General features: G+C 73.6%; 23 protein-coding genes and 1 pseudogene. 13 read left to right on the top strand and 11 right to left on the bottom strand.

Translation table 11 applies throughout. From position 1 onward, the window contains the following. Window positions 1-8 precede the first annotated feature (8 nt). Window positions 9-2,723 (top strand): penicillin acylase family protein, encoded by a 2,715-nt coding sequence (locus OIE69_RS30875; protein WP_392567589.1) that lies wholly within the window; start codon window positions 9-11, stop codon window positions 2,721-2,723. A 44-nt stretch (window positions 2,724-2,767) separates the two neighbouring features. Here the strand turns inward: OIE69_RS30875 and OIE69_RS30880 are convergent, their stop codons facing one another. Continuing rightward, entirely contained in the window at window positions 2,768-4,072 is a 1,305-nt protein-coding gene (locus tag OIE69_RS30880; RefSeq protein ID WP_326577364.1) for a lipase family protein, read from the bottom strand. 181 nt (window positions 4,073-4,253) lie between these two features. On the opposite strand from OIE69_RS30880, the gene OIE69_RS30885 reads away from it, so the two are divergent. Genes OIE69_RS30885 through OIE69_RS30900 form a run of 4 tightly spaced genes read left to right on the top strand, consistent with a single transcriptional unit; the run spans window position 4,254 to window position 8,346 of the window. Next, entirely contained in the window at window positions 4,254-5,021 is a 768-nt protein-coding gene (locus OIE69_RS30885) for an SDR family oxidoreductase (RefSeq protein ID WP_326577365.1), read from the top strand. Then, window positions 5,018-6,673, top strand: a complete 1,656-nt coding sequence (locus tag OIE69_RS30890; protein WP_392567590.1) for a long-chain-fatty-acid--CoA ligase — start codon at window positions 5,018-5,020, stop codon at window positions 6,671-6,673. Before OIE69_RS30885 ends, OIE69_RS30890 begins: the two co-directional genes overlap by 4 nt. Before the next feature lie 56 nt (window positions 6,674-6,729). After that, the gene (locus OIE69_RS30895; RefSeq protein WP_326577367.1) at window positions 6,730-7,338 is read left to right on the top strand and encodes a TetR/AcrR family transcriptional regulator; all 609 of its coding nucleotides are present in this window, start codon (window positions 6,730-6,732) and stop codon (window positions 7,336-7,338) included. 21 nt (window positions 7,339-7,359) lie between these two features. Further along, on the top strand, window positions 7,360-8,346 hold the full coding sequence (locus OIE69_RS30900; RefSeq protein WP_326577369.1) for an NADPH:quinone oxidoreductase family protein: 987 nt from the start codon (window positions 7,360-7,362) through the stop codon (window positions 8,344-8,346). 398 nt (window positions 8,347-8,744) lie between these two features. Here the strand turns inward: OIE69_RS30900 and OIE69_RS30905 are convergent, their stop codons facing one another. Then, window positions 8,745-9,968: an acyl-CoA dehydrogenase family protein gene (locus OIE69_RS30905; protein ID WP_326577371.1), complete on the bottom strand. Its 1,224-nt coding sequence runs from the start codon at window positions 9,966-9,968 to the stop codon at window positions 8,745-8,747. Window positions 9,969-9,971: 3 nt separating this feature from the next. Then, the gene (locus OIE69_RS30910) at window positions 9,972-10,997 is read right to left on the bottom strand and encodes a phosphotransferase family protein (RefSeq protein ID WP_326577372.1); all 1,026 of its coding nucleotides are present in this window, start codon (window positions 10,995-10,997) and stop codon (window positions 9,972-9,974) included. A 131-nt stretch (window positions 10,998-11,128) separates the two neighbouring features. Between OIE69_RS30910 and OIE69_RS30915 the strand changes: the two genes are divergently transcribed. Both OIE69_RS30915 and OIE69_RS30920 read left to right on the top strand, forming a co-directional pair. Then, a complete protein-coding gene (locus OIE69_RS30915; RefSeq protein WP_326577373.1) occupies window positions 11,129-12,046 on the top strand; it encodes an ADP-ribosylglycohydrolase family protein in 918 nt (305 codons plus the stop codon). A 104-nt stretch (window positions 12,047-12,150) separates the two neighbouring features. Beyond that, window positions 12,151-13,440, top strand: coding sequence for a glucarate dehydratase family protein (locus OIE69_RS30920; protein ID WP_326577374.1), 1,290 nt, complete (start codon window positions 12,151-12,153; stop codon window positions 13,438-13,440). Between the two features lie 12 nt (window positions 13,441-13,452). Here OIE69_RS30920 and OIE69_RS30925 read toward each other — a convergent pair whose 3' ends face one another. The 3 genes from OIE69_RS30925 to OIE69_RS30935 form a co-directional block, all read right to left on the bottom strand. Then, window positions 13,453-14,373 (bottom strand): MBL fold metallo-hydrolase, encoded by a 921-nt coding sequence (locus OIE69_RS30925; protein ID WP_326577375.1) that lies wholly within the window; start codon window positions 14,371-14,373, stop codon window positions 13,453-13,455. 75 nt (window positions 14,374-14,448) lie between these two features. Beyond that, window positions 14,449-15,852 (bottom strand): GntP family permease, encoded by a 1,404-nt coding sequence (locus tag OIE69_RS30930; RefSeq protein WP_326577377.1) that lies wholly within the window; start codon window positions 15,850-15,852, stop codon window positions 14,449-14,451. 67 nt (window positions 15,853-15,919) lie between these two features. Further along, on the bottom strand, window positions 15,920-16,393 hold the full coding sequence (locus OIE69_RS30935) for a gluconokinase (protein ID WP_326581464.1): 474 nt from the start codon (window positions 16,391-16,393) through the stop codon (window positions 15,920-15,922). 190 nt (window positions 16,394-16,583) lie between these two features. Here OIE69_RS30935 and OIE69_RS30940 point away from each other — a divergent pair, with 190 nt between their 5' ends. Continuing rightward, window positions 16,584-17,291 carry a FadR/GntR family transcriptional regulator gene (locus OIE69_RS30940; protein ID WP_326577379.1) on the top strand — a complete coding sequence of 236 codons (708 nt, stop codon included), beginning with the start codon at window positions 16,584-16,586 and terminating at the stop codon, window positions 17,289-17,291. Between the two features lie 49 nt (window positions 17,292-17,340). Here OIE69_RS30940 and OIE69_RS30945 read toward each other — a convergent pair whose 3' ends face one another. Continuing rightward, window positions 17,341-17,877 (bottom strand): AAA family ATPase, encoded by a 537-nt coding sequence (locus OIE69_RS30945; protein ID WP_326577380.1) that lies wholly within the window; start codon window positions 17,875-17,877, stop codon window positions 17,341-17,343. Between the two features lie 153 nt (window positions 17,878-18,030). Between OIE69_RS30945 and OIE69_RS30950 the strand changes: the two genes are divergently transcribed. Further along, window positions 18,031-19,026, top strand: a complete 996-nt coding sequence (locus tag OIE69_RS30950) for a hypothetical protein (protein WP_326577381.1) — start codon at window positions 18,031-18,033, stop codon at window positions 19,024-19,026. On the opposite strand, the gene OIE69_RS30955 is transcribed toward OIE69_RS30950, so the two are convergent. From OIE69_RS30955 to OIE69_RS30965, 3 genes are all read right to left on the bottom strand, one after another. Further along, window positions 18,969-19,427: a MarR family winged helix-turn-helix transcriptional regulator gene (locus OIE69_RS30955; RefSeq protein ID WP_326577382.1), complete on the bottom strand. Its 459-nt coding sequence runs from the start codon at window positions 19,425-19,427 to the stop codon at window positions 18,969-18,971. The two genes, OIE69_RS30950 and OIE69_RS30955, sit on opposite strands and share 58 nt — an antisense overlap. A 73-nt stretch (window positions 19,428-19,500) precedes the next feature. Beyond that, on the bottom strand, window positions 19,501-19,836 hold the full coding sequence (locus OIE69_RS30960) for a DUF202 domain-containing protein (RefSeq protein WP_326577384.1): 336 nt from the start codon (window positions 19,834-19,836) through the stop codon (window positions 19,501-19,503). Then, window positions 19,836-20,240, bottom strand: a complete 405-nt coding sequence (locus OIE69_RS30965) for a YidH family protein (RefSeq protein ID WP_326577386.1) — start codon at window positions 20,238-20,240, stop codon at window positions 19,836-19,838. Before OIE69_RS30965 ends, OIE69_RS30960 begins: the two co-directional genes overlap by 1 nt. A gap of 101 nt (window positions 20,241-20,341) precedes the next feature. Between OIE69_RS30965 and OIE69_RS30970 the strand changes: the two genes are divergently transcribed. Next, the gene (locus OIE69_RS30970) at window positions 20,342-20,917 is read left to right on the top strand and encodes a TetR/AcrR family transcriptional regulator (RefSeq protein WP_326577388.1); all 576 of its coding nucleotides are present in this window, start codon (window positions 20,342-20,344) and stop codon (window positions 20,915-20,917) included. Between the two features lie 158 nt (window positions 20,918-21,075). Next, window positions 21,076-21,660: pseudogene (locus OIE69_RS30975) on the top strand (DUF817 family protein); the annotation flags it as partial. 52 nt (window positions 21,661-21,712) lie between these two features. Here the strand turns inward: OIE69_RS30975 and OIE69_RS30980 are convergent. Beyond that, window positions 21,713-22,249, bottom strand: a complete 537-nt coding sequence (locus tag OIE69_RS30980; protein ID WP_326577390.1) for an NUDIX hydrolase — start codon at window positions 22,247-22,249, stop codon at window positions 21,713-21,715. A 134-nt stretch (window positions 22,250-22,383) separates the two neighbouring features. On the opposite strand from OIE69_RS30980, the gene OIE69_RS30985 reads away from it, so the two are divergent. Both OIE69_RS30985 and OIE69_RS30990 read left to right on the top strand, forming a co-directional pair. Continuing rightward, window positions 22,384-23,760: a cytochrome P450 gene (locus tag OIE69_RS30985; protein WP_326577392.1), complete on the top strand. Its 1,377-nt coding sequence runs from the start codon at window positions 22,384-22,386 to the stop codon at window positions 23,758-23,760. Between the two features lie 192 nt (window positions 23,761-23,952). After that, window positions 23,953-25,314, top strand: a complete 1,362-nt coding sequence (locus OIE69_RS30990) for an NAD(P)/FAD-dependent oxidoreductase (protein WP_326577394.1) — start codon at window positions 23,953-23,955, stop codon at window positions 25,312-25,314. Window positions 25,315-25,343: the final 29 nt, after the last annotated feature.

Raw genomic sequence — 25,343 nt, forward strand, 5'->3', positions numbered from 1 at the left:
GAACAAAAATGAGGACGGCCGCCGCGGCGGCCGTCCTCGCGCTGGGGGCGAGCCTCGTCGCGCCGCTGCCCATGGCGGCGCACGCCGCCCCCGTCACCGACTACTGCCAGGGGCGGTGCTCGGACATCCTGCCGCCGGGCGAGAACGGCAACGCCACCCTCGCCCAGATCCTGCTGAACCAGATCTTCGGCACCCAGCCGGAGCACGCGGAGGACCAGCTCGGGCCGTACGCGAACCTGGCCGGCGGGTACCAGAACCTCACCGACGCCACGATCAACAACTTCTTCAACGACGCCTCCTTCGGGGTCCCGGCCGGGCAGGTCGCCTCGACGACCTCCCCTCGCAGCGACGTGACGATCACCCGGGACAAGAAGACCGGCGTGCCGCACATCTCCGGCACGACCCGGTACGGGACGGAGTTCGGCGCCGGGTACGCCGCGGCGCAGGACCGGCTGTGGCTGATGGACCTGTTCCGGCACGTGGGACGCGGCCAGTTGACCTCGTTCGCCGGCGGCGCCCCCGCCAACCAGGGGCTGGAGCAGGAGTTCTGGCGCGCCGCGCCGTACACCGAGGAGGACCTGCTGGCCCAGATCGACTGGATCGCCACGCAGAACGGGGAGCGCGGCCGGCAGGCGCTCGCCGACGTCAACGCCTACGTCGACGGGATCAACGCCTACATCGCGGCCTCCGACAGCGGCCGCTACTTCCCCGGTGAGTACGTGCTGACCGGCCACAAGGACGCCATCACCAACGCCGGCACCATCGAGAGGTTCAAGTCCACCGACCTGATCGCGCTGGCCTCCGTGATCGGCGCGCTGTTCGGCACCGGGGGCGGCGGCGAGGTGACCAACGCGCTGTCCCTGCTGGCCGCCCAGCAGAAGTACGGGGTCTCCGAGGGCACCAGGGTCTGGGAGTCCTTCCGTGAGCGCAACGACCCCGAGGCGGTCCTGACCGTCCACGACGGCGAGAGCTTCCCCTACGCCGTCCGGCCGGAGAACCCGCAGGGGCGGGCACTGCCCGACGCCGGGAGCGTGACGGTGGAGCCGCTGGTCCACGACCGCACCGGCAGCGCCGGCACCGCGAAGGCGTCCGCGGCCTCGAAGAGCGCCACCACGGGCGCCCTCTCCGCGAACACCCGCGGCATGTCCAACGCCCTGCTGGTGAGCGGCGCGCACACCGCGAGCGGCCACCCGATCGCCGTCTTCGGCCCGCAGACCGGCTACTTCGCGCCACAGCTGCTGATGCTCCAGGAGATCCAGGGCCCCGGGATCAGCGCCCGCGGCGCCTCCTTCGCCGGACTGAGCATGTACGTGGAGCTGGGCCGCGGCCAGGACTACGCGTGGAGCGCGACCACCTCGGCCCAGGACATCACCGACACCTACACGGTGGAGCTCTGCCAGGACGACGTGCACTACCTCTACCGCGGCACCTGCACGGCCATGGAGAAGCTGGAGCGCAGCAACTCCTGGAAGCCCACCACCGCCGACGGCACCGCCGCTGGCTCCTACCGGATGCAGATCCACCGCACCAAGTACGGCCCGGTGACGCACCGCGCCACGATCGGCGGCAAGAAGGTCGCCTACGTGGCGCTGCGCAGCTCCTACATGCACGAGGCCGACTCGGTCGTCGGCTTCCAGATGCTCAACGACCCGTCCGCCGTCACCGACGCGGCCTCCTTCCAGCAGGCCGTCCAGCACATCAACTACACCTTCAACTGGTTCTACGCCGACTCCAGGGAGGCCGCCTACTTCAACAGCGGCGCCAACCCGGTGCGGGCCGCCGACGTCGACCCGACCTTCCCGGTGCGGGCCGAGCCCGCCTACGAGTGGAGCGGCTTCGACCCCGCCCACAACACCGCCGACTACACGCCCGCCTCGGAGCACCCGCAGTCCGTCGGCCAGGACTACTACGTGTCCTGGAACAACCGGCAGGCGAAGGACTACGACGCGGCCGGGTTCGGCAACGGCTCGGTGCACCGCGGCAACCTCCTGGACGACCGGGTGAAGAAGCTGGTCGCGGCGGGCGGCGTCACACGGGCGCAGCTCACCAAGGCGATGGCCGACGCGGCGCTGACCGACCTGCGGGGCGAGGACGTGCTGCCCGACCTGCTCAAGGTGCTGCGCAGCGGTACGGTCTCCGATCCCGCGGTGTCCGCGGCCGTCACCAAGCTCTCCGACTGGGTGACCGCCGGTGCCAAGCGCCGGGAGACCTCGCCGGGTTCGCACACCTACGCCGACGCCGACGCGGTGCGGATCATGGACGCGTGGTGGCCGCTGCTGGTCAAGGCCCAGTTCGAACCGGGCCTGGGGAGCGAGCTGTACGGGGCGCTGACCGCCAACCTCACCGTGGACGAGGCGCCCTCGGCCGGGCACGGCCCGACCGGCTCGCACGCCGGCAGCGCCTTCCAGTACGGCTGGTGGTCCTATGTCGACAAGGACATACGGGCGGTGCTCGGCGAACCCGTGCGGGGCGGCCTGGCCCGCACCTACTGCGGCGGCGGCGACCTCGCGGCCTGCCGGGATGTGCTGACCGGCACCCTCAAGCAGGCCGCCGCGCGGACGCCCGCGCAGGTGTACCCGGGTGACGAGAACTGCTCGGCCGGCGACCAGTGGTGCGCCGACACGGTCATCCACCGCACCCTCGGCGGCATCAAGCACGGCAAGATCAGCTGGCAGAACCGCCCGACCTACCAGCAGGTCGTGGAGTTCCCCGCCCACCGCTGACCCGTCGTGCACGGCCCGCGCGGGCCGGCTGCCGGCCTACGGCCTCAGGCCAGGAGCCGGCCCGCGCGCAACACGATCCGCGCCAGTTCGGGGTGGCAGATGTCGCTGTGCGCCCCGGAGGGCGGCCCCCCGCGGGACACCACGGCCGAGGCGTCCACGCTCACGCACCCGGCCCGGGGGAACGCCCCGCGCAGCGCCTCGGCCAGCGGCACGTCCATGGTGTCGCCGACCGCCTTGATGCCGTCGTGGCCCACCGCCCCCCAGCGGTCGCCGAGGTCCGCTCCAAAGCCGCGGTCGTCGCCCGCCAGCCGGGAGGCGATCGGGTACATCGTGCCGAGTGCCGTGTCGTGGCGGGAGTAGCAGGACACCACCGGGCCCGCCACCTTGAGCCGGGCGGTGCTCAACGAACCGCCGTGCGCACCGTCGTGGGGCAGCCGGGACGCGAACGCGTAGTGCGAGAAGGCGCCCTGGAGCAGGGTCACCGACTTCACGGCGCGCACCCCGTCGGGCAGTCCGAGCAGCGCGTAGGAGACCAGCCGGCCGCCGAAACTGTGCCCGACCAGGTGGACGGAGAGCGAGGGGTGGGCGCGGGCGAGCCGGCCGAGGAGGGGGCCGAGTCCCCGCTCACCGACCGCACCGGCCCGCCGCTTCATCGCGTAGTACGTCGCCTGGCGCAGCATCTCCTTGGCGCCGTTCCACAGCCGGGTCCAGCCGCCGCCCGCCAGCGGCAGCCCGGTGCCGCCCTCCAGGGCCGCCGCGTACTCCTCGCAGGCGGCCACGGGGTCGCCGCACAGGACGGCCGGTTCCGCCCCCGGCGCCGCGTCGGAGGTGTCGTCCGCGCACAGCCCGGCCACGGCCTCCGGCGGCACCCCGGTCAGCCGTCGAACGAGGGCGGCGAACTCCGCGAACGGCTCCTCGCCGTCCGGGCGTTCCTCCAGCAGCTCTGCGATCCGGCGGATGTCGTCCGCGTGCCCGGGGAAGACCGCCACGAGGGCGTCACGGGTGACCGCGTCGAGCGCCGGATCGGGCCGCAGCGGCTCCGGGCCGGGCAGGAGCGTCCCGAAGTCGGGGATCGGCTCGTCCGAGAAGCGCATGGAGGGCCACAGCACCCCCGCGTAGCCCATGACCGTGCCGGGACGGGCGCGCCCGGCGAGCAGTCCGGGGACGGGGGCGAGGAAACGGTCGTACAGGGCGGTCGCGCCGGAGCGGTCGCTGTTCCAGCCGTGGGAGAAGACCAGCAGGTCGGTGACTCCCTTCGCGCCGACGCCCGCCGTGAGCCGGTCGTGCTGCGCCCGGTCGGGGTCGCCGTCCGCGTCGAAGGTGATCTCCCAGTACGGCTCGACACTCATCCCCGGCATGACCGTCCCCCTGGTTCTCCCGGACCGATGCCGTCGCATCATCCCAATCCGGCGCGGATGCGGCCATACACCGCGCGGGGGGAATTCCGCCGCCTCCCCGGTGTCCCTTCCCAACCTCTGACCGACTGCTTAGTATGCCGACGGGAGCCCGTTCCGAGCCGAAGGAGACGCGATGGAAGCGCTGCGCGATGCCCGGGTGGTCGTCACCGGTGCCGGAGGCGGGATCGGCGCGGCGCTGGCCCGGAGATTCGCGGCGCAGGGCGCGCGCGTCGTCGTCAACGACCTGGACGAGGACGCCGCCAAGACCGTCGCGGACGAGATCGGGGGCATCTGCGTCCCGGGCGACGCCTCGGCGGTCGTCGAGCCGGCCCGCGCGGCACTCGGCGGGGGCGTCGACGTGTTCTGCGCCAACGCCGGCATCGGCGCCATGGCCGGGGCCGAGGCCGAGGACGCCGTCTGGGAGCGGGTCTGGGACGTCAACGTCATGGCGCACGTGCGCGCCGCCCGCGCACTGCTCCCGGAGTGGCTGGAGCGCGGCGAGGGCCGCTTCGTCGCCACCGTCTCCGCCGCCGGGCTGCTGACCATGGTCGGCGACGCCCCGTACTCGGTCACCAAGCACGGCGCCCTGGCCTTCGCCGAGTGGCTCGCCGTCACCTACCGCCACCGGGGCGTGCGCGTGCACGCCGTCTGCCCGGAGGGCGTGCGCACCGACATGCTGCGCGGGGCGGGGCCCGCGGGCGACCTCGTGCTCGCCCCCACCGCCATCGAGCCGGAGGACGTCGCCGAGGCCGTGTTCCAGGGCATCGCCGACGAGCGTTTCCTGATCCTGCCGCACCCCGGGACGGGCGCCTACTACACCGCCCGCGCCGGGGACACCGACCGCTGGATCGGCGGCATGAACCGGGTGCAGCGGAAGCTGGAGGAGGGGTCCGGCGCGTGAGTTCGTACGAGAGCAAACCGTGGCTGCGGCATTTCGACGAGGAGCTGCACACCCTCCCCGACCCGCCGGTCACCCTCCTGCACGCGTTCCGCGAGGTCGTCGCCCGCGTGCCCGACCGCACCGCGCTCGCGTACTTCGACGGCCGCGTGGGCTACCGCGAGCTCGACGAGCTGTCCGACGGGCTCGCCCGGTACCTCGCCGCCCGCGGCTTCGCGCGCGGCGACCGGCTGGCGATCGTCCTGCAGAACGTGCCGCAGTTCGCGGTCGCGCTGCTCGGCGCCTGGAAGGCCGGCGGCACGGTCGTGCCGGTCAACCCCATGTACAAGGAGCGCGAACTCGCCCACGTGCTGGCGGACGCCGGGGTCACCGCCCTGGTCTGCTCCGACCGGGACTGGGACGCGCACATCCGTGCGACCGCGGCCGGGTCGCCGGTGCGGATCCCGCTGACGACCAGTGGACTCGACCTGCAGACCAGGGACGACGAGCGTGTGCTGGCCGGGCGGCGCACCCCGCACGAGGACGCGGACGACCTGCTGGCCGCCGCCCGTGCGGGCACCCCCGGCCCGCCGCTGCCCGATCCCGGCCTGACCGCCGACGACATCGCGCTGATCAGCTACACCTCGGGCACCAGCGGCGTTCCCAAGGGCGCGATGAACACCCACGGCAACATCAGCTACAACGCCGACCGGCAGCGCGCGCACAGCGTCCTGCCCGACGGTGCCACGCTCTTCGCGCTCGCCCCGCTGTTCCACATCACCGGCATGGTCTGCCAGTTGGCCGCCGGCATCGTCGCGGGCTCCACCGTGGCGCTCGCGTACCGCTTCGAGCCGGGCGTCGTCCTCGACGCGCTGCGCGAGCACCGCCCGGCGTACATGGTCGGCCCCTCGACCGCCTACATGGCGCTCATGGCCCGGCCGGACGCCACCGCCGAGGACTTCTCCTCGTTCCGTCTGCTCTACTCCGGCGGCGCGCCCGTTCCCCCCGCGCTGGTCGCCGCCTTCCGTGAGCGCTTCGGCCACTACCTGCGCAACGGCTACGGCCTCACCGAGTGCACCGCGCCCTGCGCCGCCGTCCCCGCCGGGCTGGAGGCCCCGGTCGACCCCGTCTCCGGAACGCTCTCGGTCGGCGTCCCCGGCCCCGGCACGATGGTGCGCATCGTGGACGACAAGGGCGCCGACGTGCCCTTCGGCGAGCACGGCGAGATCGCCGTCCGCGGGCCCATGGTGGTGCCCGGCTACTGGAACAGGCCCGAAGCCTCCGAGGAGGCGCTGCCCGGCGGCGAGCTGCGCACCGGCGACATCGGCTTCATGGACGAGCAGGGCTGGCTCTACGTCGTCGACCGCAAGAAGGACATGATCAACGCGTCCGGCTTCAAGGTGTGGCCGCGCGAGGTCGAGGACGTCCTGTACACGCACCCCGCCGTACGCGAGGCCGCCGTGGTCGGGGTCCCCGACGCCTACCGAGGGGAGTCGGTGAAGGCCTTCGTCAGCCTGCGGCCGGGAGCCGCGGCGGACCCGGCCGAGCTGATCGGGCACTGCAGGGAACGCCTCGCGGCATACAAGTTCCCGCGCGAGATCGAGGTCCTGCCCGAGCTGCCGAAGACGTCCAGCGGCAAGATCCTCCGCAGGGAGCTGCGCACACGGCGGGATTGAGTCACATACCGGTCGGTATGCTGTCCGGGCGCACCGGTACGGAGAGAGGGCAGGCCATGGCACGGAGCACCACCCCACCCAAGGCGACCGCGGCCGCGGTACCCCAGCGGCTGCTCGCCGAGGCCACCCGCCTCTTCGCCGAGCGCGGATACGACCGGACGTCGGTGCAGGAGATCGTCGAGGCCGCCGGCGTCACCAAGGGCGCGCTCTACCACTACTTCGGCAGCAAGGACGACCTCCTGCACGAGATCTACGGGCGCGTGCTGCGGCTGCAGATGCAGCGCCTGGAGGCGATCGCCGGCAAGGAGGCGACGTCGGTGGCGGAGCGCCTGGTCGAGGCCGCCGCCGACGTCGTCGTCACCAGCATCGGCAACCTCGACGACACCAAGATCTTCTTCCGGTCGATGCACCAGCTCAGCCCGGAGAAGCAGAAGGCGGTGCGGGCCGACCGCCGCCGCTACCACGAGAAGTTCCGCGCCCTGGTCGAGGAGGGGCAGCGCGAGGGCGTGTTCCGGCAGGAGCTCCGGCCAGACCTCGTCGTCGACTTCTTCTTCGGCGCCGTCCACCACCTCGGCACCTGGTACCGGGAGGACGGGCCGCTGTCCGCCGGCCAGGTCGCCGCCGACTTCGCAGACATGCTGCTGCACTCCGTGCGGCAGCCCTGAACCGAACCGGGAGCAGACCGCATGAAGGCATGGCGAGTGCACGAGAACGGGGAGCCGCGCGCGGCGATGCGCCTGGACGAGGTCCCCGACCCGCAGCCGGGCCCCGGTGAGCTGCTCCTGAAGGTCCGCGCCGCGAACGTCAACTTCCCCGACGCGCTGCTGTGCCGCGGGCACTACCAGGTGCGGCCGCCCCTGCCGTTCACCCCGGGTGTCGAGTTCTGCGGCGAGGTCGTCGCGCTCGGCGAGGGGGTCACCGGGCCCGCGGCGGGCGACCGGGTCATCTCCCCGGCCGCGCTGCCCGGCGGCGCCTTCGCCGAACTCGCCGTCGTCCCCGCGGCGGGCGTGCTGCCCGCTCCCCCCGCGCTGGACGACGCCGAGGCCGCCGCCCTCCACATCGGCTACCAGACCGGCTGGTTCGGGCTGCACCGGCGGGCGGGGCTCGGCGAGGGCGAGACCCTGCTCGTGCACGCCGCGGCGGGCGGTGTCGGCAGCGCCGCCGTCCAGCTCGGCAAGGCGGCGGGCGCCACGGTGATCGGCGTCGTCGGCGGGCCCGACAAGGCGAAGACGGCGCGGGAGCTGGGCGCCGACGTCGTGGTCGACCGGACCTCCGAGGACTTCGTGGCCGTCGTCAAGGAGGCCACCGGCGGGCGCGGCGCCGACGTCGTCTACGACCCGGTGGGCGGCGACGCCTACACCCGGTCCACCAAGTGCGTCGCCTTCGAGGGCCGCATCCTGGTTGTCGGCTTCACCAGCGGCACGATACCCAGCCCCGGCCTCAACCACGCCCTGGTCAAGAACTACTCCGTCGTCGGCCTGCACTGGGGCCTGTACAACACCCACGACCCCGCCGCTGTGCGCCGCTGCCACGAGGAGCTCACCCGCCTCGCCGCGGAGGGTGCGATCAGGCCCCTCGTCAGCGAGCGCGTTCCGCTGGAGGGCGCCGCCGACGCCGTACAGCGCGTCGCCGACGGCACGACGACCGGCCGCCTGGTGGTCGTGCCCGGCTGACCGCGTCCCGCGTACGGCGCGGAGCCGGAGCGCCGCCGCCGCGCCCGCGGTCAAGGGCCGGCATCGCCACCGCGGTGGCATCCGGGTCCGGGGGCACCTCGCCCGCGGACCCGGACCCGCGGAGCGCCGCACGGGAGATCGGCCCGCGAAGCCCCGTGCATGCGGACGATTCCGACTCCCCGTCACCCGCTCGGCGCGGCGACCGGCGTGCCCGCCGTTGGGCGCGGGTCCTCACCCCCGACGTCACGTGCCGCCGGTCGCGCGGAATCCACACCGCGCGGACAACCGGTGCCGGGCCCCGCGACATGACCACCTTGGCCACGCCCGCGACACCGGCCGTGCGCGAGGGCGGCTCCCCCGGGCAGGAGCCCGGGGGAGCCGCGGTCATCCGTGCCGCGTCAGCCCTCCCGGGTGTACCGCTTCAGTTCACGCCGTGCCAGGGAGCGCTTGTGGACCTCGTCGGGGCCGTCGGCCAGCCGCAGCGTGCGGGCCGCCGCGTACAGCTCCGCCAGTGGGAAGTCCTGGCTGACGCCGCCGGCGCCGTGCAACTGGATGGCGCGGTCGAGGATCAGCCCGACCTTCTCCGGAGTCGCGATCTTGATGGCCTGGATCTCCGTGTGGGCGCCCCGGTTGCCGACGGTGTCCATCAGCCAGGCGGTCTTGAGCACCAGCAGCCGCAACTGCTCGATCTCCACCCGGGCCTCGGCGATCCACTGCTGGACGACACCCTGCTCCGCCAGCGGCTTGCCGAAGGCGACCCGTCCCGTGGCGCGCCGGCACATCAGCTCCACCGCCCGCTCGGCCATGCCGATCAGCCGCATGCAGTGGTGGATGCGGCCCGGCCCCAGGCGGGCCTGGGCGATGGCGAAGCCGCCGCCCTCCTCGCCGACCAGGTTCTCCGCGGGGACCCGCACGTCGTGGAAGACGACCTCGGCGTGGCCGCCGTGGTCCCCGTCGTCGTAGCCGAACACCCTCATGCCGCGGCGTACTTCGAGACCGGGGGTGTCGCGCGGCACCAGGAGCATGCTCTGCTGGCGGTGGCGCTCCGCGACCGGGTCGGTCTTGCCCATGACGATGAAGATCCGGCACCGCGGGTTCATCGCCCCGGAGATGTACCACTTGCGGCCGTTGACGACGTACTCGTCGCCGACGCGCTCGATCCGTGTCTCGATGTTGGTCGCGTCGGAGGACGCGACATCGGGTTCGGTCATCGCGAAGGCCGAGCGGATCTCGCCCGCGAGCAGCGGCTCCAGCCAGGTCTTGCGCTGCTGCTCGCTGCCGAACTCGCCCAGCACCTCCATGTTCCCGGTGTCCGGCGCGGCGCAGTTGAGGGCCGGCGGGGCGAGGTGCGGGCTGCGGCCGGTGATCTCGGCCAGCGGCGCGTACTGCAGGTTGGTCAGCCCGGCGCCGCGCTCACCGGGGAGGAAGAGGTTCCACAGCCCGCGCTCGCGTGCCTTCGCCTTCAGGTCCTCGACGACCGGCGGCGCGGACCACACGGCCTCGCCCTCCGCCGCCTCGCGCTGCCGGTGGAAGACGGCTTCCGCGGGGTACACGTGCTCGTCCATGAACGCGAGCAGCCGCCCGCGCAGTTCCTCGGTCCTGGCGTCGTACGCGAAATCCATGGCTCAGCCTTCCTGAAGCGTCCGCAGGCCGTTGTCGATGAAGGCCGGGACCATGGCGCCGATCCGGTCGAATCCGGCGCCGAGGGTCTGGCCGAGGGTGTAGCGGTAGTGGATGCCCTCGAGGATCACCGCGAGCTTGAAGTAGGCGAAGGCGGTGTACCAGGCGACCGAGGACACGTCGCGGCCGGAGCCCGCCGCGTAGCGCTCGATCAGCTCGGCGGGGGAGGGGTGGCCGGGCGCGCCCCCGGTGACGGAGACGGGCGTGCCCGGGGTGGGGCGCAGCTCGCCGTACATGAGCAGCAGCCCGAGGTCGGTGAGCGGGTCGCCGAGGGTGGACATCTCCCAGTCGAGGATGGCCCGGACGGTGTCGTCGGCGCCGATGAGGACGTTGTCGAGCCGGTAGTCGCCGTGCACGACCGCCGCGGGCGCGGAGGCGGGCAGGCGCGTGCCGAGCAGCGCCGCGAGTTCGTCGATCCCGGCCAGTTCGCGGCTGCGCGAGGCGTCGAGCTGCTTGCCCCAGCGGCGCAGTTGCCGTTCCAGGAAGCCCTCGGGCCTGCCGAAGTCGTCCAGTCCCACCGCCCGCGGGTCCACGGCGTGCAGCGCGACCAGGGTGTCCACCAGCCGCAGCACGATGTCCCGGGTGCGCTCCGGCCCGAGCTCCGTGAGCTGCCGCTCGGTGCGGTAGGGCGTGCCCTCGACGAAGTCCATGACGTAGAAGGGCGCGCCGATGACCTCGGGGTCCTCGCAGAGCAGCACGGCCCCGGGGACGGGGACGGGGGTGTCGCGCAGGGCGCTGATGACGCGGTGCTCGCGGGCCATGTCGTGCGCCGTCGCCAGGACGTGGCCGAGCGGGGGACGCCGGACGACCCAGCGGGAGACGCCGTCGGTCACCGCGTAGGTCAGGTTCGACCGGCCGCCCTCGATGAGCTCACCCTGAAGCGCGCCCGCCGGCAGTCCGGGCCGCTCGGCGTCGAGGTGCCGCCGCAGCCGCTCCAGGTCGAGTCCCGGTGGGTTCTCCGTCCCGCTCATCCTTGCTCCTCGCCGCCGCCGTAGCTGTCCCGGCTATCATGCCGACCAGTCGGTATGTCGTCCAGTCCGCCGCCCCGCCCGCCGCCGGAAAAGCAGGTGACCGGTGTTCGCGGCGCTGCGAGACTGACCCCATGATCCCGCCCGCCGCCCTCGACTCGCTCTACGGACTGGCCCACGGCGACGCCTTCGGCGACCGCTGGTTCTTCGCCCCACGGGAGGAGCGGGAGGGTGCCATCGCGCACCGGATCACCCCCGAGGACGTTCCCTGGTACTGGACCGACGACACCGCCCAGGCGCTGGCGCTCTTCGGGCACCTGACGGCGAACGGCGGTTCCGTCGGGCAGGACGCCCTCGCCGCCGGCCTCGCCGGGGCCTACGCCGCCGACCCCTACCGCAAGTACGGCCCCTCCATGCACGACGTCCTGCGCCGCATCGGCGACGGGGAGCCCTGGGCGGGCGTCGTGGCCGGGCAGTTCGGCGGGCAGGGCTCGTACGGCAACGGCGCCGCGATGCGGGTGGCGCCGCTGGGCGCGTGGCTCGCCGCCGACCTGGAGGGTGCCGCCGAGGCCGCCGCCGCGCAGGCCGCCGTGTCCCACCACCACCCCGAGGCCGCGGCCGGAGCGGTCGCCGTTGCGCTCGCCGCCGCCTTCGCGGCCCGCAGCCGCGGCGGCCCGGCCCCGCGGGACCTGCTGGCGCGGGTGGCCGACCGGCTCCCCGGCAGTGACGTGCGCTCCGGGCTGCGCACCGCGGGCCGCTTCCCCGAGGGCACCTCGGTCCGGCACGCGGCCGAGGTCCTGGGCTCCGGCTACGGGGTCTCCGCGCAGGACACCGTCCCCTTCGCCCTGTGGTGCGCCGCGCGGCACCTGGACGACCTGGAGGGCGGTCTGTGGGAGACCGTCGCCGGGCTCGGCGACATGGACACCACCTGTGCCATCGCAGGCGGGGTCATCGCCGCCCGTACCGGGATCGACGAGCTGCCGCCCGCCTGGCGCGCGGCGTTGGAGCCGCTGCCCGACTGGGTCCCGGCGCCCTCCGGCGGACCGGCGTAGCGCCGCCGACCTGCGCGTTCTTGACGGGCATCCGGACGCCACCTAGGGTCGCGTTCTGGTGGACGTATGGAATTCACATATGTGAACGCGAAGGGTGGCGTGCAGTGGCACAGCAGAGGGATCTGACGATCACCGGGGTGAGACTCACCCCCGTTCTCATCTCCGACCCGCCGCTGCTCAACACCCAGGGCGTGCACCAGCCGTACACCCCTCGCCTGATCGTCGAGGTGACCACCGCGGGCGGCGTGAGCGGCGTCGGGGAGACCTACGGCGACACCCGCTACCTGGAACTCGCGAGGCCGCTGGCGGACGCCCTGCAGGGCTGCCGCGTCGACGACCTCAACAACCTGCCGACCCTCGCGGCGCTGGTCTGCGCGGTGCCCGAGGAGACCACCGACGCGGTGGACGCCGGCGGCCTGCGCGGCGTCCAGACCGCCGACAAGCTGCTGCTCTCCGTGGTCTCGGCCTTCGAGGTGGCCTGCCTGGACGCCCTCGGCAAGACACTCGGGCTGCCCGTGCACGCCCTGCTCGGCGGGAAGGTCCGCGACACCGTCGACTACAGCGCCTACCTCTTCTACCGCTGGGCCGAACACCCCGGCGACCAGGGCGAGAAGGACGACTGGGGCGACGCGCTGGACCCGGCCGGGGTGGTCGCGCAGGCCCGCAGGCTGGTGCGCGAGCACGGCTTCACCTCGTTCAAGCTGAAGGGCGGGGTGTTCGCGCCGGAGCAGGAGATCGCCGCCGTACGGGCCCTGGCGGCTGCCTTCCCCGAGCAGCCGCTGCGGCTGGACCCCAACGGCGCCTGGTCGGTGGAGACCTCGCTGCACGTGGCGCGGGAACTCGGCGACGTCCTGGAGTACCTGGAGGACCCGGCCGCGGGCACCGCCCTGATGGCCGAGGTGTCCGCCGGCACGGACGTACCGCTCGCCACCAACATGTGCGTGACGACCTTCCCGGAGATCGCGGAGGCCTTCGCCAAGGACGCGGTCCAGATCGTGCTCTCCGACCACCACTACTGGGGCGGGCTGCGCAACACCCGCGAACTGGCCGCGATCTGCCGCACCTTCGGGGTCGGCCTGTCGATGCACTCCAACACCCACCTGGGCATCAGCCTGGCCGCCATGACGCACGTCGCCGCCACGGTGCCCGGCCTGCACCACGCCTGCGACTCGCACTACCCCTGGCAGGCCGAGGACGTCATCACCCGCCGCCACGAGTTCCGGGGCGGCCGGCTGAACGTTTCCGACGCCCCGGGCCTGGGGGTGGAACTCGACCGGGCGGCGCTGGACGCGCTGCACCGGCGCTGGCTGGAGGACGACGGCACCTTCCACGAGCGGGACGACGCCGCCGCCATGCGCAAGGCCGAGCCCGGCTGGGTCACCCGCCGCTGGTGACCCGGCCGGCCCTCAGGCCAGGCACTCCGGGATCCGGCCGCCGTTGAGCACGGCCATGTCGGTGATCACGGGGAGCAGGTCCAGCGGCGAGCCGAGCGGCAGGCCGTCCAGTTCCGCGTACGCGCGGTGCAGATTGGCGACCAGCCGCTCCGGCTCGCGCAGCGTCGCGAACTCGCCGAGGTCGGCCGCCCGCGCCACCTCCATCGGGGTCCGGCCCGCCTTGTGGCCCTCGGCCGCCAGCTCGGTCACGAAGCGCAGGTAGCCCTCGACGGTGGCGTACACCGCGGGGTCGCAGATGCCGCCGTGCCCCGGGACGACGACCTCGGCGTCGAGCGAACGCAGCACCTCCAGGGCGCGCAGCGAGCCCTGGAGCGATCCCATGGGGACGAACGGCGCGCCGCCGTTGAAGACCAGGTCGCCGGTGAAGACGACCCGGCGCCCCGGCAGCCAGACGATCGTGTCGCCGAGGGTGTGGGCCACCCCGGGGTGCAGGAGCTGCACCTCCTCCTCGCCGACGTGGAGGGTGAGGCGGTCCTCGTAGGTGACCGTCGCCGGGACCACCGGCACCTCGCCGTACTCCACGTCCGGCCAGATCGCGTGCAGTTGGTGCCCGGCCGCGACCTGCTCGGTGACGCACGCGGAGTGGCCGACGATCCGGGCCCCGTCCGCGAAGACGCTGTTGCCATAGGTGTGGTCGCCGTGGTGGTGGGTGTTGACCACGTGTGCGGGCAGCGGCGCGCCGGAGCCGACGAGGGCCTCGCGCAGCATCAGCGCCCGGCGCTCGGTGGCGGCGGTGTCGATCAGCAGCGTGCTGCTCCCGTCGGTCACCCAGCCCGCGTTGTTGAGGCACCAGCCCCCGTCCGGCTGGACGTAGGCGTGGACCCCGGGAGCGACCTCCTCGGTGAACGGGTGCTCGGTGTGCAGCTGTGACATTTTGACGCCCTTCCCTGGTCAGACGCATGGAACGTACCAGGGAAGGGCGTACGGGCGACGAAGCGGGGGCGTCGCCTACAAGACGAGCGAGAGCAGCAGGACGAAGACGATCCCGACCACGGAGATCACGGTCTCCATGGCGGACCAGGACTTCAGGGTCTGCGGGACGTTCATCCCGAAGTACTCCTTCACCAGCCAGAAGCCCGCGTCGTTGACGTGCGAGAAGAACAGCGAACCGGCGCCGACGGCGAGCACCAGCAGTGAGGCGTGCGTGGGGGTCATGCCCTCGGCCAGTGGTGCGACCAGGCCCGCGGCGGAGATGGTGGCCACGGTGGCGGAGCCGGTCGCGACCCGGATGAGGACGGCGATCAGCCAGGCCAGGAGCAGCGGCGAGATGTTCCAGCCGTCCGACCAGCCGAGGATCATGTTGCCGATGCCGGCGTCGATGAGGGTCTGCTTGAAGCCGCCGCCCGCGCCGACGATCAGCAGGATGCCGGCGATCGGGCCGAGGGACTTCTCCACCGTCGTGGAGATCCGCTCCTTGGTGAAGCCGGCCGCCCTGCCCAGGGTGAACATGCCCAGGACCACGGCCGACAGCAGGGCGATCAGCGGCGAGCCGATGACGTCGAAGACCCGGAAGACCAGGCTGCCCTGGTCGTCGACGAGGACGTCCACGAGCGCCTTGCCGAGCATCAGCACCACCGGCAGCAGCATCGTGGCCACCGTGGCGGTGAAGCCCGGACGCTTCTCCAGGTCGTCCGAGGCCCGGGCGGGGGTGAGGTGCTCGGGCGGGGTGACCTTCACCCAGCGGTCGGCGAACCGCCCGAAGAGCGGGCCGGCTATCGCGACGGTGGGCAGCGCGACGAGCACGCCGAGCGCGAGGGTGGTGCCGAGGTCGGCGTGGATGGAGTCGATCGCGGCGAGCGGGCCGGGGTGCGGCGGCACCAGGCCGTGCATCACGGACAGACCGGCCAGCGCCGGGACGCCGATCCGGATCAGGGAGTGGTTGCCGCGCCGGGCCACCAGCAGCACGACCGGGATCAGCAGCACGATGCCGACCTCGAAGAAGAGCGGGAGCCCGATCAGGCCGGCGATGAGCGCCATCGCCCACGGCAGCCGCCGTTCACTCGTCCTGGCGAGGACCGTGTCGACGATCTGGTCGGCACCGCCGGAGTCGGCGAGCAGTTTGCCGAGGATCGCGCCGAGCGCGATGAGGACGCCCACACCCGCGACGGTCGTGCCGAGGCCGGTGGTGAAACTGGCGATGGTCCTGGCGAGGGGCGCGCCCGCGACGGCACCGAGGACTCCGGTGCCGATGGTGAGGGCGAGGAAGGCGTGCATCTTCCAGCGGGTGATCAGCAGCACGATCACCGCGATGCCGGCGAGCGCGGCGAGGGCGAGCTGGGTGTCGCCCGCGCTGGTGATCGGTTCCGTCGCCGCGGGGGCCGCGGCCAGCAACTCGGCGCTGAGTGCAGACACGTTCTACTCCGTGGGGGGAGGGGGTGGGGGACTGTGCGTGGGGGGTGGGGGAGGAGGGAAGGCGGGCTCAGTGCGGGAGCGCGGCCAGAGCGCGTTCGGTGATCTGGCGGGGGCCGCCGTCGATCGCGACGACGGCACCGGCCTCGTCGGACTCCAGCGGTTCGAGCGCCTCGAACTGCGAGCGCAGCAGCCCGGCGGGCATGAAGTGCTGCATCCGCGCCGCCAGGCGCGAGGCGATCAGCTCCTCGGACCCGTCGAGGTGGACGAAGAACAGCCCGGGGGTGTCCCGCCGGAGCCGGTCACGGTAGCGGCGCCGCAGCGCCGAGCAGCTGACCACGCCACCGCGGTCGCCGCGCTCGGCGATCCATGCCGCGATGGCGTCCAGCCAGGGTGCCCGGTCCTCGTCGTCCAGCGGGTGCCCGGCCGACATCTTGGCGATGTTGGCGGGCGGGTGGAAGTCGTCCGCCTCGGCGTAGGGGACGTCCAGCCGCTCGGCGAGCAGCCCCCCGACGGTGGACTTGCCCGAGCCGGACACGCCCATCACCACCACCAGGGGGTGGTGCGGGCCCTCCGGGCCTGCCTCGGTCACCACGGGTACCTCCTCGTGCGCGTGCCTGGCCTTGCTTCGTGACCGACCCAGGAAACGCCATAGGTACTACTTATTCAAGGGCCCGAAATGAAATCGTCATACGAAGCGATTCCCGCATAGGCTGTCGCCCATGGATCGGCCCATGGATCGACAGGGAGAGCACGGCGGCCTGCACGCCCGTGTCCTGGCGGAACTCGGCCCCGCCATCGCCTCGGGCGCGCACCCGCCCGGCACGGTGCTGCGCATCGACGAGCTGGAGCGGCGGTACGGCGTCTCCCGCACCGTCGTCCGTGAGGCCGTACGCGTCCTGGAGGCCATGCACCTCGTCGAGTCCCGGCGCCGTGTCGGCATCACGGTGCGCCGCACCGAGGAGTGGAACGTCTTCGACCCGGCCGTCATCCGCTGGCGCCTCGCCGGCGCGGACCGGCCCCGGCAGCTGCGTTCGCTCACCACGCTCCGGACCGCGGTCGAGCCCGTGGCCGCCGGTCTGGCGGCGGTGGCCGCGACCCCGGAGCAGTGCCGCGAACTGACCGTCCTCGCCGCCGAGATGGCCGCCGCCGGCCGGGCAGCGGACCTCGACGAGTACCTGGTGCACGACGTGGCCTTCCACCGCGCGATGCTGACCGCCTCCGGCAACGAGATGTTCGCCCGCCTCGGCGAGGTCGTCGCGGAGGTGCTGACCGGGCGCACCGAGCACCACGTCATGTTCAGCGCCCCCGACCCCGAGGCGGTCACCCTCCACGTCCGCGTCGCCGAGGCCGTCCGCGCCCGCGACGCGGAGTCCGCGGAGCGCCTGATGCGCGAGATCTGCGTCGGCGCGCTGCGCGAACTCGACGTCCTGGCCCCCTGACCGCGCCCCCCCGCACGGCCGGGGCGGGGGCGGGGGCGGCGCCACGGGGTCAGCCGGTGGGTCCGGCGTGGCGGAGGATCACGTCCACGGTCTCCTGCGGGGTCTGGCGGGAGGTGTCCAGCCAGAGACCTATCCGCGGGGTGCCCGCCCGCAGGGCGCGGTCGAGGTCGGCGGGCGTCCACGCGCCGTAGGCCCGCTTCTTCCGGCCGGCCTCGCGGGCGGCGATCGCCTCGGGGGAGGGGACGAGGACCACGACGTGCAGCGGCCGGGTGCGCAACAGGGCGATCGTGCGCGGCAGTTCGTCACCGAGGATGACGTCCTGCAGGACGGGGGTGAACCCGGACGCCGCGTACGCGTCCGCGCTCGCCGCCGCCAGGGAGTGTCGCAGCCGCAGTTGCCGCAACGCCTCCTCCGTCAGCCCCGCGACGTCCCCCGTGCCGTCGCCGGGCAGTGCCTCGGCCCGCCCGCCGACGATCATCCGCCGGAACGCGTCGCCCCGGACGTGCGCCGAGCGGGGCAGCCGCTCGGCCAGTGCCTGCGCCACGGTCGACTTCCCCGACGCGGGGATCCCGGTGATCAGGAACATCGCTCGCACCTCACCGCGTGTGCCCTTTCCTCACCCCGCCGGGCACCGCGCGGCGCCCAGGGCGACTCTATGTTCGAGACACGTCAAGCGGAACGTTTCGGCGGACCGAAAACCAGGTGACCGGCGCGGAGCCGGGATGCTGCACTGGGGATCATGACGACCGGACCGGCGGCCGCGCCGCCCCAGCCGTACCGCTGGGCGCTGTCGCGTGCCCGAGGAGGAGCGCCGCCGGACCGGCTGGGCACCCTGACCGGGGGCGCCGCGCGCCCCAGCCTGTGGTACCTGCCCGAACTGACCGTGTGCACCGGCAAGGTGCTCGCCCGCTCGGGCGGCGCCGACCTGTGCTTCGTCGGCCGCTCCCTGGACAGCATGTACGACCTGCTGACCGGCGCCTTCGAGGGCTCCTCCCGGGAAGGGCGGCTGCTGCGCCTGCCGCTGTCGCTGCGTCTGCGCCCGCACCCGGCGCCCGCGCACACGGCCCGCCTGCGCGAGCACCTCGCCGCGGCCGGACTCGCGCCGCACGCTCTGGCCCGCCGTACCCGTCCGGTGGCACTGGTCGACCTGGTCGCCGAGGGCGGTACCTACGACACGCTGTTCGCGGCCCTCGCCGACTGGGTGCGCGAGAGCCGCGAGCCGTGGCCGGTGATCCGCCGCAAGCTGCGCTTCGTGGGCGTCACGCACCGCCGGCGGACCAGCCCGAACACCTGGCGCTGGCAGCAGAACACCGCGGGCGGCTGGGCGCGGTCCCTGCCGTCGGGGCACGTCGCCGGGGTGTCCCTGCATCCGGGGGTGTGGTCGTACTTCGGCGACGAACAGGCCAAGCTGCAGCCGTCCTTCCCGCCGCCGCGCTGGTTCGACGCGTACGCCGCGGAACCCTGGCGCGGACCGGACCTCCCCGCGGCGCTGGCCGAGTCGCTGGCCCTGGTCGAGGCGGGGCGCGGCCGGCCCGTGCGCGGGGAGTTGGTGCGGGTGATCGCGCGGGAGCCCGGTTTCGCGGAGCGCGAGGTCCGCGCCCTCGTCGCCCCGCTGCGCGGCCTGGCGCCGGCCCGCTCCCGTGCCGGTGCCGTCTCCCGCGGCCGGTCCGGCTCGCGTCAGCGCTCCTTGCCGCGGGCCTCCATGACCGGGCGCAGCCGCTCCAGCAGCGCGTAGAGGGCCGCCTGCTCGCTCTCGTCCAGGGTGTCCAGCGCCCCGTGGGTGGCCTGCATCTCGTCGCGGACGCGGCGGATGGTCTCGCGTCCGAGGTCGGTGGCCACGACGTTCTTGACCCGGCGGTCGGCAGCGCTCACCTCGCGGCGGACAAAGCCGTGCGCCTCCAGCCGGTCGACGATGCCGGTGATGTTGGACGCGTCGCACACCAGCCGCTCGGCCAGGCCGCGCATGGGCACCGGGCCGCCCAGCTGGGCGAGCACCTTGGCCTGCATGGAGGTCAGCCCGTGCCGGGCGGCAGCGGCGGCGAAGTCCTGCCACTGGGCGGTGCCGATGGCGGCGAGCAGCTCCAGCAGTTCGATCTTGGCGGGCTGCGTGGTCGTCGCGGCGGTCGGGGCGCTCATGTCTGCGAGTGTACTCAAAAGCTTGAGATGGTAAATCATTAGCTTGAAGTCTTCAAGTGTCAGTGCCCTCGGCTCAGCGCGGGCCGAGGAAGACCAGCAGCGCGCCCGCGACGGCCGGCACCAGCACGCACAGCACCGCCCGGGCCGCCGTCCCCGCCGTCATCGCGGCGGGCCGTGCCGAGCCGAGGGCGGCGATCCGCCGCTGGGCGGCGACGGTGAACGCCAGCCACGCCGACGCGCAGAGCGACAGCCCCAGCAGTCCGGCCGGCGACCCCCCGTGCAGCACCGCCTCGCGCCCGGCCAGCAGCGCCGCCACCGCGAAGGCCAGCGTGGTCCGCCGCCAGGCCAGCCGGGTCCGCTCCGGCTGCAGCCCCGGATCCCGGGGCGTGCCACCGACCGGGGCCGTCATCAGCCCGCCCACCCCAGCGTCACCGTGAGCAGCATCGCCACCGCCACCAGGGCAACCAGCACGGCCAGCGCGGCGGGGAAGCGCGAGACCGGCAGATCGTCCCCGCGGCGCATCGCCCGCTCGCAGCGCACCCAGTGGTTCACCGCGCGGACCGCGCACATCGCGCCGCCGACCACCAGTACCACCGCGAGCGTCACCCGGACCGGCCGGCGCAGGTCCCGGAGGAACTGGTCGACCGCGAAGCCGCCGCCGACCAGTGCGAGCGCGGTGCGCAGCCAGGCGAGGAAGGTCCGCTCGTTGGCGAGCGAGAAGCGGTAGTCGGGCGTCGTCCCCTCGGCCCGCACCCGTGCCGGGGCGAACCACAGGGCGACCGCCCCGGCCGCGGCCCGCACATGCTTGATCACGGCCCCACAGTACCGAGCGGCCTCCGGCCGGGCGCGCCGTGGGCGGGTGGTCCGCGGGAGCCATAGTGTATCAATTGATCCAGAAATGGTATGCTCGCGCCATGGCGCGCACCAGGGAGTTCGACCTCGACCAGGCCCTCGACCGTGCGATGGACCTGTTCTGGCGCCGCGGCTACGCGGCGACGTCCCTCCAGGACCTGCTGACCGAGCTCTCCATCGGCAGCGGCAGCCTGTACGCCGCCTTCGGCTCGAAGGACAAGCTCTACGCGCGCGCCCTCGAGCGCTACTGCTCCCAGTACGCCGGCGGAATCGTCGAACTGCTGGAGAACGCGGACGAGATCCGCCCCGTCGTCCGCGCCGCCCTGACGCAGATGGTCGAGGCCGACCTGGAGGACCCGGAACGGGGCTGCCTGCTGGTCAACGCCGCCACCGAGCGCGGTGACGACCCCGGCACCGTGGACCGCGTCGCGATCACCCTCCGTCTGCTGGAGTCCTCCCTCGCGGCGGCGCTGGAGAAGGCGAAGGCCCGCGGGGAGCTGTCCGCCGACAAGGAACCGGTCGCACTCGCCCGCTTCCTCACCACCTTCGTCCAGGGCCTGCGCGTCGTCGGCCGGGCCCGCCTCGGCCGGGCCTTCGTCGAGGACGCCGTCGACACCGCCCTGCGCTCCCTGGACTGACGCCCCGCACAGCCCCTGGCCCCGCCTGCGACCGGGGCGGAACCAGGGCGGCGCCCGATGGTGTCCCCCTCCCCATGGGACCGATCGTCACCGGCATCCGCGGACTCGTGCTCTTCGGCTGGACGGAGGCGCGCTGCTGCGCCTTCGCGGTCGCGCTGATGGCGGGTGTGGCCGGCTCGCGGCTGCTGCCCCCGCTGCCCGTCGCCCGCTACGACCTGCTGCTCTGCTACGGGGTGGCGCTCAGCGCGCTGTTCTGGGTCTGCGGCTGGGAGCGCGGCCGCGACGTCGCCGTCATCGCGGTGTGCCACGCCGTCGGGCTGCTCTTCGAACTCGTCAAGGTGCACCTGGGCTCCTGGAGCTACCCCGAACCCGCGCTCACCAAGTTCGGCGGCGTCCCGCTGTACGGGGGCTTCCTCTACGCGGCCGTCGGCAGCTACGTGTGCGCCGCCTGGCGGCTGTTCGAACTGGGCCTGACCGGCTACCGCCGCCGGGCCATGACGATCCTGGCCGCGGCGGTGTACCTCAACTTCTTCACCCACCACTGGCTGCCCGACGCGCGGTGGCTGCTGGCCGTCCTGCTGTTGTGGACCACCGCGGGCACCTGGGTGCACTTCACGGTCGACGGGATGCGCCTGCGGATGCCGCTGGCGCTCTCCTTCGTCCTCATCGGCTTCTTCCTGTGGGTCGCGGAGAACGCCGCCACCTACGTGGGCGCCTGGCGCTACCCCGACCAGGAGCACGGCTGGGTGCCGGTCTCCCTCGCCAAGTTCGGCGCCTGGGCGCTGCTGATCAGCGTCACCTTCGTCGTCGCCAGTCGCGCAGCCGCTCCCAGGCCTCCAGACCGTCGGGCACCCATTCCCGCTCCGGCAGGAGGCGTTCCAGTTCCTCCTCCGTCACGAAGTCGTGCCAGGCGACCTCCTCGGCCTGCGGCGCGACCGGCAGGTCGCAGCGCACCTCGTAGACCCGGGACCACCAGGTGTGACCCGCCGCCGCCCCCGTCCCCTCGTAGAGAAAGCTGAACAGCGCCGTCGGACGCGGCAGACCCGAGACCCCCAGCTCCTCCTCCGCCTCACGCAGCGCCGCGTCGTCGTACGCCTCGCCCGCGCCCACCACACCGCCCACGAACATGTCGTGGAGGGAGGGGAAGACCAGCTTCTGCGCGGTGCGGCGGTGCACGAACACCCGCCCCTCGCCGTCCCTGGCCAGGATGAAGACGCAGCGGTGACGCAGGCCGCGCGCGGTGGCCTCGCCGCGCGTCGTCCGGCCGACCACCCGGTCCTGCTCGTCCACGATGTCCAGCAGTTCGTCCGCCGAGAGCGGAGCGTCCTCCATGGTGTCTCCCGTCCGTTCCGGGCCCCGTGGTGCCCGTGGTGTCCACAGCGCCCCATGATCGGCCCCGGGGCGGGTTCCGGCCAAGCTCCCGGGCTGGGACCCCGTCGCCGGCGCACCGCGCGCAGAATCGAATCATGACGACCGCTCACACGAAGGTGCCGGGCCCGGCGGGCGCACCGCTGCTCGGGTCGATGCTCGACCTGCTGCGCGATCCCCTCGACACCTACGAGCGCGCGCGGCGCGACCACGGCGACCTCGTCCGCTTCATCGTCGGCCCGCCGGGGCTCCGCGCCGAGGTGCACGCGGTGTTCTCGCCCGAGGGCGCCCAGCAGGTGCTGGCGACCGAGGCGGCGGGCTTCCGCAAGGACAACCCGTTCTACGAGGAGGTCCGGCAGTCCCTCGGCAACGGGCTCCTCACCAGCCAGGACGCCGACTACCAGCGGCAGCGCAGACTGCTGCAGCCGCTGTTCACCCCGCGCCGCGTCGACGGCTACGCGACCGCCGTCACCACCGAGGCGACCGCCCTCGCCGCGGCCTGGCACGCCGCGCCCGACGGCACCGTCGACGTCCTGGAGGCGATGCACGGCCTCACCCTCCGCACGATCGCCCGCGTGCTGTTCGGCGGCGCCGTGGAACCGGCCGTGGAGGCTGTCGGCCGCTGCATGCCGGTCGTCAACGACCACGTCCGGCGGCGCGGCTTCGCCCCGGTGCGGACACCCCGCCACTGGCCGACCCCCGGCAACCGGAGGGCGGCGACCGCCACCGCCGAGCTGTACGCGGTCTGCGACGAGATCATCGAGCGCCGTCGCGCGGAGGGCGGCGACGGCCAGGACCTGCTCTCCCTGCTCGCCTCGGCCCGGGACGAGGACGGCCGTCCCCTGGACCCCGCCGAGATCCGCGACCAGGTGCTGATCTTCCTGCTCGCCGGGCACGAGACGACCGCCACCTCGCTCGCCTTCGCCCTGCACCTGCTCGCCCGTCACCCCGAGGCGCAGTCCCGGGCCAGGGACGAGATCGACCGCGTCCTCGGCGGACGCCTCCCGGGCGCCGCGGACCTCGACGCCCTGCCCCACCTCACGGCGGTCCTCAAGGAGGCCATGCGCCTCTACCCGGCCGCGCCCGTCATCGGTCGCCGCTCGGTCGCCGCCACCCGCATCGGCGGCCACCCCGTCCCGGCCGGCGCCGACGTCATCGTCGTCCCCTGGGTGATCCACCGCCACCCCGGCCACTGGACGGAGCCCGACCGCTTCGACCCCGGCCGCTTCACCCCGCAGGCGGAGGCAGCCCGCCACCGCTACGCCTGGCTGCCCTTCGGCGGCGGCCCCCGCGCCTGCATCGGCAAGCACTTCTCCCTGCTGGAGTCCGTGCTCGCCCTCGCCGTCCTGCTGCGCGGCCACGAACTGACCGCCGTCGACCAGGACGTACCGCTCGGCGCCGGCATCACCCTCCAGGCCCGCGGACCGGCCCGCTGCCGCGTCACGCCCCGTGCCTCGGTGCGACCGGCGGGCTGACCCGCGTCCGGCCCCCGGGCCGGGTCCCGCCGAACCCTTCATCTCCGCACGCCGGGGCCGGTAGCGTGCCGCTCGCGGCCGCCCCCGCTCCGTTCGCGCCGCGACGAGGCGTGTGCGAGCGTGGCCGGAGGCGTATCCGCACACGCCGCGGGTAGGGAATCGGGCCCCGAACGGTCCTACGGGAGGCGAGTGATGAAGCGACCCAGGATCCTGGTCGTCGGCGGCGGCTTCGCGGGCATGGAGTGCGCGCACCGGCTGGAGCGGCGGCTGGACCACGACGAGGCCGAGATCCACCTGGTCACGCCCTGGAGCCACCAGCTCTACCTGCCCCTGCTGCCCCACGTCGCCGCCGGGGTGCTCACCCCGCAGGCGGTCGCGGTCCCGCTGCGCCGGATGCTGCACCGCACCACGGTCATACCCGGCCGGGCGATCGGGGTCGACCCGGCCGCCAAGGCCGTCGTGATCAAGAAGATCACCGACGAGGAGACCGCGGAGCGGTACGACTACCTCGTGCTGGCCCCCGGCAGCGTGACCCGCACCTTCGACATCCCGGGCCTCACCGAGTACGGCCGCGGCATGAAGACCCTGGCGGAGGCGGCGTACATCCGCGACCACGTGATCGCGCAGCTCGACCTGGCGTCCGCCACCACGGACCGGGCCGAGCGGGAGTCGCGGCTGCAGTTCGTGGTGGTCGGCGGCGGCTACGCGGGCACCGAGACGGCCGCCGTGCTGCAGCGCCTGACGACCGCGGCGGTCAAGCGCTACCCGCGCCTCGACCCGGCCCTCATCAAGTGGCACCTGATCGACATCGCTCCCCGCCTGATGCCGGAACTCGGCGAGAAGCTCGGCCTCAAGGCACTGCAGATCGTCCGCGAGCGCGGCGTGGAGGTCTCGCTCGGCGTCTCCGTCGCCGAGGCCACCCCCGACACGGTCACCTTCACCGACGGCCGCAAACTGCCCTGCCGCACCCTGATCTGGACCGCCGGCGTCGCGTCCAGCCCGCTGGTGACCACCCTCGGCACCGAGACCGTCAAGGGCCGGCTCGTCACCGACGCCGAGATGCGCATCCCCGGCGCCGACGGGGTCTTCGCCCTCGGCGACGCCGCCGCGGTCCCCGATCTCGACGTGGGCGGCGGCGCGGTCTGCCCGCCCACCGCCCAGCACGCCATGCGGCAGGGCAAGGCCGTCGCCGAGAACGTGGTCGCCGAGCTGCGCGGCCGTCCCCCGCAGCCCTACCGGCACCGGGACCTCGGGCTGGTGGTGGACCTCGGCGGGATCGAGGCGGTCTCCAAGCCCCTCGGCGTCCCGCTCAGCGGCCTCCCCGCCCAGGTCGTCGCCCGCGGCTACCACCTCGGCGCCCTGCGCACCTTCCCCGCGCGCTTCCGCGTCGCCGCGGGGTGGTTCCTCAACGCCGTCGCCGGCGACGACTTCGTCCGCACCGGGTTCCAGGCCCGCAGGCCGGCCGCGCTGAAGGACTTCGAGGTCACCGACATCTACCTCTCACCGCAGGAGATCCGCCGCCACGTCGAGTCGCTGCGCGCGACGGCCGCCTGACCCCCCACACGCGCACCACCCCACCCACA

Origin of the sequence: Actinacidiphila glaucinigra (assembly GCF_035918135.1) — a bacterium.
Lineage (GTDB): Bacteria > Actinomycetota > Actinomycetes > Streptomycetales > Streptomycetaceae > Actinacidiphila > Actinacidiphila glaucinigra.

Coding starts and splice junctions, on each gene's coding strand:
- OIE69_RS30875 (WP_392567589.1), top strand. CDS start 9: ATGAGGACGGCCGCCGCGGCGGCCGTCCTCGCGCTGGGGGCGAGCCTC.
- OIE69_RS30880 (WP_326577364.1), bottom strand. CDS start 4,072: ATGAGTGTCGAGCCGTACTGGGAGATCACCTTCGACGCGGACGGCGAC.
- OIE69_RS30885 (WP_326577365.1), top strand. CDS start 4,254: ATGGAAGCGCTGCGCGATGCCCGGGTGGTCGTCACCGGTGCCGGAGGC.
- OIE69_RS30895 (WP_326577367.1), top strand. CDS start 6,730: ATGGCACGGAGCACCACCCCACCCAAGGCGACCGCGGCCGCGGTACCC.
- OIE69_RS30900 (WP_326577369.1), top strand. CDS start 7,360: ATGAAGGCATGGCGAGTGCACGAGAACGGGGAGCCGCGCGCGGCGATG.
- OIE69_RS30905 (WP_326577371.1), bottom strand. CDS start 9,968: ATGGATTTCGCGTACGACGCCAGGACCGAGGAACTGCGCGGGCGGCTG.
- OIE69_RS30910 (WP_326577372.1), bottom strand. CDS start 10,997: ATGAGCGGGACGGAGAACCCACCGGGACTCGACCTGGAGCGGCTGCGG.
- OIE69_RS30915 (WP_326577373.1), top strand. CDS start 11,129: ATGATCCCGCCCGCCGCCCTCGACTCGCTCTACGGACTGGCCCACGGC.
- OIE69_RS30925 (WP_326577375.1), bottom strand. CDS start 14,373: ATGTCACAGCTGCACACCGAGCACCCGTTCACCGAGGAGGTCGCTCCC.
- OIE69_RS30935 (WP_326581464.1), bottom strand. CDS start 16,393: ATGGGCGTGTCCGGCTCGGGCAAGTCCACCGTCGGGGGGCTGCTCGCC.
- OIE69_RS30940 (WP_326577379.1), top strand. CDS start 16,584: ATGGATCGACAGGGAGAGCACGGCGGCCTGCACGCCCGTGTCCTGGCG.
- OIE69_RS30945 (WP_326577380.1), bottom strand. CDS start 17,877: ATGTTCCTGATCACCGGGATCCCCGCGTCGGGGAAGTCGACCGTGGCG.
- OIE69_RS30950 (WP_326577381.1), top strand. CDS start 18,031: ATGACGACCGGACCGGCGGCCGCGCCGCCCCAGCCGTACCGCTGGGCG.
- OIE69_RS30955 (WP_326577382.1), bottom strand. CDS start 19,427: ATGAGCGCCCCGACCGCCGCGACGACCACGCAGCCCGCCAAGATCGAA.
- OIE69_RS30960 (WP_326577384.1), bottom strand. CDS start 19,836: ATGACGGCCCCGGTCGGTGGCACGCCCCGGGATCCGGGGCTGCAGCCG.
- OIE69_RS30970 (WP_326577388.1), top strand. CDS start 20,342: ATGGCGCGCACCAGGGAGTTCGACCTCGACCAGGCCCTCGACCGTGCG.
- OIE69_RS30980 (WP_326577390.1), bottom strand. CDS start 22,249: ATGGAGGACGCTCCGCTCTCGGCGGACGAACTGCTGGACATCGTGGAC.
- OIE69_RS30985 (WP_326577392.1), top strand. CDS start 22,384: ATGACGACCGCTCACACGAAGGTGCCGGGCCCGGCGGGCGCACCGCTG.
- OIE69_RS30990 (WP_326577394.1), top strand. CDS start 23,953: ATGAAGCGACCCAGGATCCTGGTCGTCGGCGGCGGCTTCGCGGGCATG.